Below are 12,466 nucleotides of genomic sequence, written 5' to 3'. Positions count from 1 at the left end.
GGCATGGGATTCCATGTCGACTCCGAGACCGGGCGGCTGCGCCGGGTCGTACTCCACCGGCCCGATCTGGAGCTGAAACGGCTCACCCCCGGCAACAAGGACGCACTCCTCTTCGACGATGTCCTCTGGGTCCGCCGCGCCCGCGCCGAGCACGACGGCTTCGCCGACGTCCTGCGCGACCGCGGTGTCGAAGTCCACCTCTTCGGCGATCTGCTGCGCGAGTCGCTGGAGATCCCCGCGGCGCGCGCGCTCGTCCTGGACCGGGTCTTCGACGAGAAGGAGTACGGGCCGCTCGCCACCGGCCATCTGCGCGCCGCGTTCGACGGGATGACCACCGCCGATCTGGTGGAGGCCCTCGTCGGGGGCATGACCAAAAGGGAGTTCCTCGCCGGACACCCCGAGCCCACGTCCGTACGGTTCCACGCGATGGACCTGGACGACTTCCTGCTCGACCCGCTGCCCAACCACCTCTTCACCCGCGACACCTCCGCGTGGATCTACGACGGGGTCTCCATCAACGCCATGCGCTGGCCCGCCAGACGGCGCGAGACCGTGCACTTCGAGGCGATCTACACCCACCATCCGCTCTTCACCGGTCCGCAGGCCGGACCCTTCCACCACTGGTCGCGGGGGCAGGCCGACTACCCCTCCACCATCGAGGGCGGCGACGTCCTGGTCATCGGGAACGGCGCGGTGCTGATCGGCATGAGCGAGCGGACCACCCCCCAGGCGGTGGAGATGCTGGCCAAGGGACTCTTCGCGGCCGGTTCGGCCCGGACGATCGTGGCCCTCGACATGCCGAAGCGGCGGGCCTTCATGCACCTCGACACCGTGATGACCATGGTCGACGGCGATACCTTCACCCAGTACGCGGGCCTCGGAATGCTCCGCTCCTACACCATCGAGCCCGCCGGGAGCCCGCAGGACCTGCGGGTCAGCGATCATCCGCCGGAGCAGATGCACAGCGCCATCGCCGCCGCGCTGGGACTGACGGAGATCAGAGTGCTCACCGCCACGCAGGACGTGCACGCGGCCGCGCGGGAACAGTGGGACGACGGATGCAATGTGCTGGCGGTCGAGCCCGGGGTGGTGGTGGCGTACGAGCGGAACGCCACCACCAATACATACCTCCGCAAACAGGGCATCGAGGTGATCGAGATCCCGGGGAGCGAACTGGGGAGGGGGAGGGGCGGGCCCCGGTGCATGAGCTGCCCCGTGGAACGCGATGCGGTCTGACCGCGCGGGGTTTCGCCCGCCAGGACCCGGGCATCACTCGTATAGTGATGCGTGCCCTCGTATATACTTGCAATTTCCCGCGGCCGATCCGGCGGCCGACCCAGCGACCGACCCAGGAGCACGCCATGGCGATACACCTCGAAGGCCGCCACTTCCTCAAGGAGACCGACTTCTCCGCCGAGGAGTTCCGCGCACTCCTCGCCCTGGCCGCGCGCCTGAAGGCGGCCAAGAAGTCCGGTGACGAGCCGCGGTACCTGCGCGGGAAGAACATCGCCCTGATCTTCGAGAAGCCGTCCACGCGGACCCGCTGCGCCTTCGAGGTCGCCGCCGCCGACCAGGGTGCCGCCACCACCTATATCGACCCGTCCGGATCGCATATCGGGCGCAAGGAGTCCGCCAGGGACACCGCGCGGGTGCTCGGCCGGATGTTCGACGCCATCCAGTTCCGCGGCGACGAGCAGGCGATCGTCGAGGAGCTGGCGGAGCACGCCGGTGTCCCCGTCTACAACGGACTCACCGACGACTGGCACCCCACCCAGATGCTCGCCGATGTGCTCACCATGACCGAGCACAGTGACAAGCCGCTGGAGGAGATCGCCTTCGCCTATCTGGGCGACGCCCGGTTCAATATGGGCAACTCCTATCTGATCACCGGCGCCCTGCTGGGTATGGATGTGCGCATCGTCGGCCCCGAGTCGTACTGGCCCGCGGAGGAGATCCGGGTCCGCGCCCGCCGGATCGCCGAGAGCAGCGGAGCCAGGATCACCTTCACCGAGGAGGTCGCCGAAGGCGTCCGCGGCGCGGACTTCGTCGCCACCGACGTCTGGGTGTCGATGGGGGAGCCCAAGGAGGTCTGGGACGAGCGCATCAAGGCCCTCGGCCCGTACACGGTCACCATGGACGTGCTCCGCGCCACCGGAAATCCGGAAGTGAAGTTCCTGCACTGCCTGCCCGCGTTCCACGACCTCGGCACCGCGGTGGCGCGGGACATCCATGAAACCCACGGTCTGACGGAGCTGGAGGTGACGGACGAGGTCTTCGAATCCGCCCACTCCGTCGTCTTCGACGAGGCGGAGAACCGGCTGCACACCATCAAGGCGGTGATGGTGGCGACGCTCGCCTCCGTGGACGAAGACTGATCCCGCGCCGGCCGGCCCGGCGGGGTGTGCCGGGGCGTAGTCCGGGTTTCCGCTGCGTCCGGCGGCGCGGGGGGCCACCGCCCCCGCGTCTGACGGCAGATAAGAGATGTGCTATCGCGTGCTCGTGACGGAAGTCACGGAGCAGTGATAGCTTCGGAAGGAGTCAGGGCGTCTCTTTCGGATCAGGCCGGGTCAGGCCGGATCAGTGAGTCGGCACGGTCCGAAAGAGACGGCCCAAGCGCGGGCGGCGGGGTACCCGCTGCCGGAGGAGGCCCCTTCCATGAGCCCCTTTACCGGATCCGTTCAACCGACCCAGGAATGGCGCCATCTGAAGGTCGCGGTCGACGACGGCATCGCCACCGTGACGCTCGCCCGCCCGCAGAAGCTCAACGCCCTCACCTTCGGTGCCTACGCCGATCTGCGGGATCTGCTCGCCCAGTTGTCACGCGAGCGCTCCGTCCGGGCCCTGGTACTCGGCGGTGAAGGGCGGGGCTTCTGCTCCGGCGGTGATGTCGACGCCATCATCGGCGCCACCCTCGCCCTGGACACCGCGGAACTGCTCGACTTCAACCGGATGACCGGCGCGACCGTACGGGCGATACGCGAGTGCCCCTTCCCCGTCATCGCCGCCGTCCACGGGGTGGCCGCCGGGGCGGGCGCCGTCCTTGCCCTGGCCGCGGACTTCCGGATCGCCGACCCCACCGCCCGGTTCTCCTTCCTCTTCACCAGGGTCGGCCTGTCCGGCGGAGACATGGGCGCCGCCTATCTGCTGCCCAGGACCGTCGGGCTCGGCCATGCCACCCGGCTGCTGATGCTCGGCGAACCCGTCACCGCCCTCGAAGCGGAACGGATCGGCCTGATCAGCGAACTCGTCCCCGAGGGAACCGCCGGGGACCGGGCCGCGGCCCTCGCGGCCCGGCTCGCCGCCGGTCCCGCGCTGGCCCAGGCCCAGACCAAGGCGCTGCTCACCGCGGAGCTGGACATGCCGCTGGCCGCCGCGGTCGAACTCGACGCGGCCACCCAGGCCCTGCTGATGACCGGCGCCGACTATGCGGAATTCCATGCCGCCTTCACCGCGAAACGCGCACTGGAACGGCACGGGCGGTGAAGGGCCGGCGGCCATGACCGGGCACCGGTCCCGGCCCCTCCGGATAGCCGTGATCGGCGGCGGCCCCGGCGGACTCTACGCCGCGGCCCTGCTGAAACGGCACGACCCGCGCCGGGACATCACGGTCTGGGAGCGCCGGGCCCCCCGGGACACCTTCGGCTTCGGCGTCGTCCTCTCGGACGAGACCCTCGGCGCCGTCGAACACGCCGACCCCGTTGTCCACCGGGCCCTCCGGCACGAATACGTCCGCTGGGACACCATCGACATCGTCCACCGGGGCCGGACGCTCACCTCCGGCGGACACGGCTTCGCCGCCCTGAGCCGACGGCGGCTGCTGGCCCTGCTCCACCGGCGCTGCACCGACCTGGGCGTACGGCTCCGCTTCCGTACCCCCGCCCCGCCCGCCGCGGAACTCGCCGCCCGGCACGATCTCGTGGTCGCCGCCGACGGAGCGGGCAGCGGTACCAGGGAGGCGCATCCCGAGGTGTACCGGCCGACCGTCACCACCCATCGCTGCCGCTACCGCTGGCTGGCCGCGGACATCGCCTTCGACGCGTTCCGTTTCGAGGTCGCCGAGACCGAGTACGGGGTGATGCAGCTCCACGGCTACCCCTACGCCCCCGGCGCCTCCACCGTCGTCGTCGAGATGCGGGAGGAGGTCTGGCGGGCGGCCGGTTTCCACACCGAACGGCCCGAGCAGGGGCCGTCCTGGAGCGTCGACCGCTGTGCCGAGATCTTCGCGGGGGCCCTCGGCGGCCGGGGGCTGCGGCCCGGGGACTCCCGCTGGACCGCGTTCCGTACCGTCGTCAACGAGCGCTGGGTCCACGGCCGGACCGTGCTGATCGGCGACGCGGCCCATACCGCCCACTTCTCCATCGGCTCCGGCACCAAACTCGCCGTCGAGGACGCCTTCGCCCTGGCCGCGCGGATCGGGGAACACCCCTCGCTCGACGATGCCCTGGCCGCGTACGAGGCGGAGCGCCGACCCGTTGTCGCCTCCACACAGCGGGCCGCGCTGGCCAGTCTGCGATGGTTCGAACAACTGGAGACGTACACCGATCAGACCGCGCGGCAGTTCGCCTTCAATCTGCTGACCCGCAGCCGCCGGGTCACCCATGGCAGTCTGCGGTTGCGGGACCGGACGTTCACCGCCGCCGTCGACCGGGACTTCGGCTGCCCGCCGGACACCCCGCCGATGTTCACCCCGTTCCGCCTGCGGGGGCTGACCCTGCGGAACCGGATCGTCGTCTCGCCCATGGACGTGTACCAGGCACGGGACGGGGTCCCGGGAGACTTCCATCTGGTCCATCTGGGGGCCCGGGCCCTCGGCGGCGCCGGTCTGGTGATGACGGAGATGGTCTGTGCGACCGCCGGGGGCAGGATCACCCCCGGCTGTGCCGGGCTGTACACCGACGAGCAGGCGGCGGCCTGGCGGCGGATCACCTCCTTCGTCCGGGACGCCGCGCCCGGCACCGCGATCGGGGTCCAGCTCGGCCACAGCGGACGGAAAGGTTCCACCCGGCGGATGTGGGAGGGCACGGACCAGCCGCTCCCCGACGGCAACTGGCCGCTGGTGGCCGCGTCACCCCTGCCCTACCTGCGGGACGGCCAGGTGCCCGCGGAGCTGGACCGGGCCGGCATGAGGGCGCTGCGGACGGCCTTCGCCGCAGCCGCCCGGCGGGCCTCCGACGCCGGGTTCGACCTCCTCGAACTGCACTGCGCCCACGGATATCTGCTCTCCGGCTTCCTCTCCCCGCTCACCAACCGGCGCACCGACGGCTACGGGGGCGGTCTCGCGGGCCGCCTCCGCTTCCCCCTGGAGGTCTTCGACGCGGTGCGCGGCGTCTGGCCGGACGACCGGCCCATGACCGTCCGGATCTCCGCGACCGACTGGGTACCGGGCGGTACGTCGGGCGCCGAGGCCGTGGAGATCGCCCGGGCGTTCGCGGCCCGCGGAGCCGACGCGATCGACGTCTCCACGGGGCAGGTCGTCGCGGAGGAGCGTCCCGAGTTCGGGCGTTCGTACCAGACGCCGTACGCGGACCGGATCCGCAACACCCTGGGGGTGCCGGTGATCGCCGTGGGCGCGATCTCGTCCTGGGACGACGTCAACTCCCTGCTGGTCGCGGGCCGTGCCGATCTCTGCGCCCTGGCCAGGCCCCATCTGTACGACCCGCACTGGACGCTGCACGCCGCGGCGGAGCAGGGGTACGCGGGGCCGGGAGCGCCCTGGCCGCCGCCGTACCGAGCCGGGAGCCGGCCGCCCCCGACCGGGCGCGGCGGGCTGCCGGGGCCCCGGGACGGGCACTGATCCTGGTGGTCCCCGTGGTCCCGGTGGTCCCGGTGGTCCCCGTGGTCCTCCCGGTGGCCGCCCGGTTCGAACATGATGGCGACAACTCGCCAGAGGGGTTCGGCGGCCGTCCGGGCGAGGGACACTCTCCGTAGTGAGTGCGGGGGCTTCCCTCACTCCCGGTGCACGAAGGCGGAGCCCGACTCCCGCAGCAGATCGTGCACCTGCCGGAATACCTCTGCCGAGCGGCCGCCGGGCCAGCCTTCCGGCAGCAGCTCGATCGGCAGGCCCGGATCCGTGTAGGGCAGCTGCCGCCAGGAGTCCAGGGCGAACAGATAGTCCCGATAGGCGTCCTCGGCCGATCCGGACGGCCCCGCCGACCAGCGGCGGAGCACCGGCTCATGGGAGCCGAGGAACTCCTCGTGCGCCTTGGCGACCGCACCGAGGTCCCACCAGCTCGCCACGGCCTCCGAGGTCGCCGCGAAGCCCAGATGGGTACCCCGGAACAGCTCGACGTACGGGTCGAGCTGGAGGCGGCGCAGGGTGTGCCGGGTCTCCTCGTACAGCCGGGCCGGGGCGACCCACACACCCGGGGCGGCCGAGCCGAAGCCGAGCCGGTGGAGGCGGGAGCGGAGCAGATGGCGCTTGTGGCGTTCGGCCTCGGGCACCGAGAAGACGGCCAGAACCCAGCCGTCGGAGAGAAGGGGGGTGCGATGGTCGTAGATACGGCGGTCGCCGTCGTCCAGCAGCTGATGCGCGTCCTGAGAGAGCGCGTAGCCCGCCGAGCCGTCCGGTGTGCGGGCGGAGTGCAGCAGCCCGCGGCGCTTCAGCCGGGAGACGGAGGAGCGCACGGAGGGCGCGTCGACACCGAGGGCTCCCATCAGCCGGATCAGTTCGGCCACCGGGAGCGGCCCCGGGCGTTCGCGCCCGTAGGCGCCGTAGAGGGTGACGATGAGCGAGCGGGGAGTGTGCTGGTCGGCCACGTGATCACTCTAGGCTCAGTTCCCGGCCCGCAGCCGGAAGCGCTGGAGCTTGCCGGTGGGAGTGCGGGGCAGCGCATCCAGGAAGACGAACGCGCGGGGGCATTTGTACGGGGCGAGGCGGGTCCGGACGGCGGCGCCGAGCGTGTCCGCGGCGGCGGCCGCCGCCGCGGTGCCGGACGGCGGCCCGTCGCGCAGGACGACATAGGCGACGACGACCTGGCCGCGCAGCTCGTCGTCCCGGCCGACGACGGCCGCCTCGATGACCTCGGGGTGGTGCAGCAGCGCCTCCTCGACCTCCGGTCCGGCGATGCTGTAGCCCGCCGAGATGATCATGTCGTCGGCGCGGGCGACATAGCGGAACCAGCCGTCGGGCTCCCTGACACAGGTGTCGCCGGTCAGGTTCCAGCCGTCGCGGACGTACTCCCGCTGGCGGGGGTCGGCGAGATAGCGGCAGCCGACCGGGCCGCGGACCGCGAGCAGCCCGGGACTGCCGTCCGGGACCGTTCGTCCGTCCGAACCGACGATCCGCGCCTGCCAGCCGGGGACGGGAAGGCCGGTGGCGCCCGGCCGGACGGCCTCGTCGGCGGCCGACAGGAAGATATGGAGCAGCTCGGTTGCCCCCATGCCGTTGATGATGCGCAGGCCGGTGCGTTCGTGCCAGGCGTGCCAGGTGGCGGCGGGCAAGTTCTCCCCGGCGGAGACACAGCGGCGCAGCGAGCGGAGATCGTGGCTCCGGGGGTCGGCCAGCATCACGCGGTACGCGGTCGGCGCGGTGAAGAGGACGGTGACCCGGTGCTCGCCGATCGCGGGCAGCAGCTGCTCGGGCCCCGACCGCTCCAGCAGCAGGGCGCAGGCCCCCGCGCGGAGCGGGAAGACGACGAGTCCGCCGAGTCCGAAGGTGAAGCCGAGGGGAGGGCTGCCGGCGAAGAGGTCGTCGGGGGCGGGGCGGAGGACATGGGCCGAGAAGGTGTCCGCGACGGCCAGGACATCGCGGTGGAAGTGCAGACAGCCCTTGGGGCGGCCGGTGGTGCCGGAGGTGAAGGCGATCAGGGCGACGTCGTCGGCCGCGGTCGCGACCGCGGGGGCGGGCCCGGCGGGCGCCCGGGCGGCCAGCCGGATCAGATCGTCCGGGGTGCTGCCGCCGAAAGGGGTGATCCGCAGGTCCGGCAGCCGGGCGGCCCGCAGTTCGCCGAGGGAGCGGGCGTCGCACAGGGCGTGGTTGACCCGGGCCAGCTCCCCGATGACGGCCAGCTCCTCGGCCCGGTGCTGGGCCAGTACGGTCACGGCGACCGCACCCGCCTTCATGACGGCGAGCCAGCAGGCGGCGAGCCAGGGGGTGGTGGGGCCGCGCAGCAGTACCCGGTGGCCCGGGATCACCCCGAGGCCCCCCGTGAGCACGCGGGTGATCCGGTCGACGCGGTCGCTCAGCTCTCCGTAGGACCAGACCTCGCCGTCGGCGGTACGGAAGGCGGGGCGGTCGGGGCCGAAGCGTTCGACGGTGCGGTCGAGGAGTTCCCGTCCGCAGTTGAGCCGGTCGGGGTAGGCCAGCTCGGGCAGATCGAACAGGAGGTCGGGCCAGTGCTCGGCGGGCGGGAGACGGTCACGCGCAAAGGTGTCGAGATGAGCCGAGGGTGTCAGCTCCATGGTGCGCCCCCTTCTCGTGGTGGGGTCGTGCAGGGAGCGTATCGTTGTGGTGACGACAGTCAACTGTCCGCGATAGATGAGATGTATGGGGGACGGATGCCCGTATTCTCGCTCGATCCGGCACAGAACGCCTGGTGTGCCGAGCTGCGTGAGCTCGCCGTCGGGGTGCTGCGGCCGCTGGCCGCCCGCGCCGAACCCGGCCGGGTCAACCGCCCCTTGCTCGCCGCTCTCGGCGAACGGGGACTGCTGAGCAGGATGTTCACCGGGCCGCCGGGCGCCCCACCCGGCCCACCGCCGGACACCGCGCCGGCCGGTGCGGGACGAGCCGGTGGCGGGAGTGAGCCCCGGGCCGTGAGCGAAGCGCGCGCCGCGGACGGCGCCCGGGCCGGATCCGGGAACGGCACCGCGGGCCGGGCCGTGGACGATGCCCGGGCCGAAAGTGAAGCGCGAGCCGGGAACGGGACCCGGTGCGGAGCCGGGATCGGAGCCCGGGCCGTGGGTGGAGCGCGGGACGGGAGCGGGGCTCCGGCCGGGGCCGGAGGCGGGGGAGCCGGGCGGGCGCTGGAGCTGTGCCTGCTGCGGGAGTCCCTGGCCTACGGGTGCACCGAGGCGGAGACCGCGCTCGCCCTTCAGGGGCTCGGCGCCTGGCCGGTCGCCCGGGCCGGCACCCCCGCCCAGCAGGAGCGGTGGCTTCCGGAGGTGACGGCGGGCCGGGCCGTCGCGGCCTTCGCCCTCAGCGAGCCGGGCGCCGGGTCCGATGCCGCGGCACTGGCACTGAGCGCGGTCCCCGATCCCCGCACCGGCCGTGAGGGCTGGCTGCTGAGCGGTGAGAAGCAGTGGATCTCCAATGCGCCCGAGGCCGACTTCTACACCGTCTTCGCCCGGACGGCCGAGGGCCCCGGCGCCCGGGGCATTACCGCCTTCCTGGTTCCCGCTGACCGCCCCGGCCTCTCCGGGAGCGCCCTGGAGATGCTGTCGCCGCATCCCGTCGGCCGGCTCGTCTTCGACGGCACCCCGGTCACCCCGGCCGATGTCGTCGGGGAGCCCGGCCGGGGGTTCCGGCTCGCCATGGAGACCCTCGACCTCTTCCGCCCCAGCGTCGGCGCCTTCGCCGTGGGCATGGCGGCCGCCGCCCTGGACGCGACCCTCGCCCACACCGCCGCCCGTACCGCTTTCGGCGGCCCCCTGAAGGACCTCCAGTCAGTCGCCCATCAGGTCGCCGAGATGGCCACCCGCACCGAGGCCGCCCGGCTGCTGGTGCTGAGCGCGGCCGCGGCCTACGACGCGGGGGACCCGGAGGTGACCCGGCGCTCCGCCATGGCCAAGCTGTTCGCGACGGAAACCGCCCAGTTCGTCGTGGACACCGCCGTCCAGCTGCACGGCGCCCGGGCGCTGCGCCGCGGGCATCTCCTGGAACACCTCTACCGCGAGGTGCGTGCCCCCCGGATCTACGAGGGAGCCAGCGAGATCCAGCGCACCGTCGTCGCCAGGGAGCTGTATGCCCGGCACCGCGCGGACGAGCGCCCGGGGAGCGGGATATGACGGTGCGCCGGACCAACCCCGGCGGGCTCGCGCCCGCTTCCGGTTACTCCCACGCGGTCACCGCCACCGGCTCCCGGCTGGTGTTCCTCGCCGGGCAGACCGCGCTAGACGACCGGGGGACGGTGGTGGGCGCGACCCTGCCCGAGCAGTTCGAGACCGCCCTGGGGAATCTGCTCACCGCGCTGGCGGCGGCCGGCGGCCGGCCCGCCGATCTGTGCCGGGTGACCGTCTACACCACGGACGTCGGTGCCTATCGCACCCATGCGCCCGCCCTGGGCCGGATCTGGCGCGGGCTGGCCGGCCGCGACTATCCGGCGATGGCCCTGATCGGTGTCGTACGCCTCTGGGACGAAGAGGCCCTGGTCGAGCTGGACGGGACCGCGGTACTGCCCTGACCGCGGCGGGCGGCTCCGGCGGCCGGGCGGTCGGGGCCGCCCGAGCCGGCCGGGGCCGGCCGGAGCCGTCCCGCACCGGTCGGCGCGCGTCCCTCGAAGCCGTGGGAACCGGGAGGGGATCGCGGGCCCGAAGGCCGGGAGAACCGGGAGGTGATCGACTGGTGGGGCCCGGCGGCCGGGCTTAGGGTCGATGGGTGGACGCGGCGCTCCGAGCGCGAGCCGCGGGCCGCCCGGCCGTACCCGCGGCCGACCCTCCCCGCGAGGGGGCACGGTACGTCATGAGGCACGGCACATCATGAGCAGTCCCGAATCCCGAGCGCCCCGGGCCAAGGCCACGGCCGACGCACCGGCCCGGGCGGGCGGCGACGGCAAGGGCATCGCCCTCCTCGTCATCGCCTCCTGCCAGCTGATGGTGGTCCTCGACATCACCATCGTGAACATCGCCCTGCCGCATATCCAGAGCGACCTCCACTTCTCCACCACCGATCTGTCCTGGGTGGTCAACGCCTACACCCTCACCTTCGGCGGGCTGCTGCTGCTCGGCGGGCGGACCGGTGACATCCTCGGCAGACGCCGGATGTTCATGGCCGGTGTCGCCCTCTTCGCCGTCGCGTCCCTGCTCGGCGGTCTCTCCCAGGACGCCGGGCAGTTGCTCGCGGCCCGCGCCCTCCAGGGCGTCGGCGGAGCCATCGCCTCCCCGACCGCACTCGCCCTGATCACCACCACCTTCCGTGAGGGACCCGAGCGGAACCGGGCCTTCGGTGTCTTCGCCGCCGTCTCCGCGGGCGGCGGGGCGATCGGGCTGCTCGCGGGCGGCATGCTGGTCGAATGGCTGGACTGGCGCTGGGTGCTCTTCGTCAATGTGCCGATCGCGGCGCTGATCCTGCTGGCCACCCCGCGCCATATCCGGGAGTCCGAGAAGCATCCCGGGCACTTCGACATCGCCGGGGCGCTCACCTCGACCCTCGGCATGGTCGCGCTGGTGTACGGCTTCATCCGGGCCGCCCAGCACGGCTGGAGCGACGGGCTCACCCTGGCCTCGTTCGGTGCCGCGGTCGTTCTGCTCACGCTCTTCCTGCTGGTGGAGCGGCGCTCCCCGCAGCCGATCACCCCACTGCACATGTTCGCCGAACGCAATCGCGCCGGGACCTACGCCATCATGCTCTGTCTGGCCGCCGCGATCTTCGGCATGTTCTTCTTCCTCACGCTCTACGTCCAGGACGTCCTCGGCTTCAGCCCCCTGATGGCGGGGCTGGCGTTCCTGCCCGTCAGTGCCGTGATCGCGATCGCCGCCACCCTCACCTCCCGGCTGCTGCCCCGCTACGGCCCCAAACCGTTCATCGTCTGCGGTGCCCTGCTGGCCGCCGGCGGGCTGAGCTGGCTGACTCGGATCGACGTCGACTCGACCTACGCCGGTAGCGTGCTGGGGCCGATGCTGGTGTTCAGCGCCGGTATGGGCATGCAGTTCGTCTGTCTGACGCTGACGGCGGTCTCGGGCGTGCCCCGGCGCGAATCCGGCGCCGCCTCCGGCCTGCTGAACGCCTCCCAGCAGGTGGGCGGCTCCCTCGGGCTCTCCATCCTGGTCACGGTCTTCGGCACGGCCAGCGCCGACGAGGCCCGCAGGCTGATCCCCGGCTTCCTGGCCCAGGCGAGCCCGGCCGAGCGGCTCGCGTTCCGGCGCTCCGGCCAACTGCCGGAGCCCTGGGCCGCGGAGGTCCTCACCCACGGGATCGCCACGGCGTTCGTGACCGCGGCCGTCTTCGCCGTGGTCGCCGCGGTGATCGCCGTGGTCGTCATCCGGATCCGGGCCGTCGACCTGGAACGGCTCCAGGGCGGCAGCGGCGGAAGCAGCAGCGGTGACAGCAGTGACGGCAGTGACGGCAGTGGTGATGATGGTGATGGTGGTGACCGCACCGGCGGAGCGGGCGGCTCCGGTCGGGAACCCGGCGACACCTGACCCCGGGATCACGTGATTCACCCCGCTGACCAGCGGCGCAATGAGTGCGTGTACCCGACCTGCGGGGGTCTTCCCGGCGAGTTGTAGCATGCTCCGCGGCAAGATTGCGCGGTAGTGAAGCACGGGGGGCGTGATGGTGGGGGAGAAGGCTGCCGTTCTTGTGGACGCGGCG

The 12,466-nt window shown here is 72.5% G+C and carries 9 protein-coding genes; 7 read left to right on the top strand and 2 right to left on the bottom strand.

What is annotated here, in order from left to right; genetic code table 11:
* Positions 1-3 precede the first annotated feature (3 nt).
* The 4 genes from ACWDR0_RS19580 to ACWDR0_RS19565 all read left to right on the top strand — a co-directional run bounded on the left by ACWDR0_RS19580 (position 4) and on the right by ACWDR0_RS19565 (position 5,794).
* Positions 4-1,236, top strand: coding sequence for an arginine deiminase (locus tag ACWDR0_RS19580; RefSeq protein WP_456352962.1), 1,233 nt, complete (start codon positions 4-6; stop codon positions 1,234-1,236).
* Between the two features lie 125 nt (positions 1,237-1,361).
* Positions 1,362-2,375, top strand: a complete 1,014-nt coding sequence (gene argF, locus ACWDR0_RS19575) for an ornithine carbamoyltransferase (protein WP_456352961.1) — start codon at positions 1,362-1,364, stop codon at positions 2,373-2,375.
* 280 nt (positions 2,376-2,655) lie between these two features.
* Positions 2,656-3,483, top strand: a complete 828-nt coding sequence (locus tag ACWDR0_RS19570) for an enoyl-CoA hydratase family protein (protein ID WP_456352960.1) — start codon at positions 2,656-2,658, stop codon at positions 3,481-3,483.
* 13 nt (positions 3,484-3,496) lie between these two features.
* Positions 3,497-5,794, top strand: coding sequence for a bifunctional salicylyl-CoA 5-hydroxylase/oxidoreductase (locus tag ACWDR0_RS19565; protein ID WP_456352959.1), 2,298 nt, complete (start codon positions 3,497-3,499; stop codon positions 5,792-5,794).
* 152 nt (positions 5,795-5,946) lie between these two features.
* On the opposite strand, the gene ACWDR0_RS19560 is transcribed toward ACWDR0_RS19565, so the two are convergent.
* Positions 5,947-6,756, bottom strand: coding sequence for a PaaX family transcriptional regulator (locus tag ACWDR0_RS19560; RefSeq protein WP_456352958.1), 810 nt, complete (start codon positions 6,754-6,756; stop codon positions 5,947-5,949).
* 15 nt (positions 6,757-6,771) lie between these two features.
* Positions 6,772-8,400, bottom strand: coding sequence for an AMP-binding protein (locus ACWDR0_RS19555; protein ID WP_456352957.1), 1,629 nt, complete (start codon positions 8,398-8,400; stop codon positions 6,772-6,774).
* 96 nt (positions 8,401-8,496) lie between these two features.
* Here ACWDR0_RS19555 and ACWDR0_RS19550 point away from each other — a divergent pair, with 96 nt between their 5' ends.
* From ACWDR0_RS19550 to ACWDR0_RS19540, 3 genes are all read left to right on the top strand, one after another.
* The gene (locus ACWDR0_RS19550) at positions 8,497-9,942 is read left to right on the top strand and encodes an acyl-CoA dehydrogenase family protein (RefSeq protein ID WP_456352956.1); all 1,446 of its coding nucleotides are present in this window, start codon (positions 8,497-8,499) and stop codon (positions 9,940-9,942) included.
* Positions 9,939-10,337, top strand: coding sequence for a RidA family protein (locus ACWDR0_RS19545; protein WP_456352955.1), 399 nt, complete (start codon positions 9,939-9,941; stop codon positions 10,335-10,337). Before ACWDR0_RS19550 ends, ACWDR0_RS19545 begins: the two co-directional genes overlap by 4 nt.
* 295 nt (positions 10,338-10,632) lie before the next feature.
* Positions 10,633-12,294: an MFS transporter gene (locus ACWDR0_RS19540; protein ID WP_456352954.1), complete on the top strand. Its 1,662-nt coding sequence runs from the start codon at positions 10,633-10,635 to the stop codon at positions 12,292-12,294.
* Positions 12,295-12,466: the final 172 nt, after the last annotated feature.

This window comes from Streptomyces sp. NPDC003691 (genome assembly GCF_053981115.1).
Note: the sequence above shows the minus strand (reverse complement) of the source record. Positions and strands in the feature narration are given on the sequence as shown.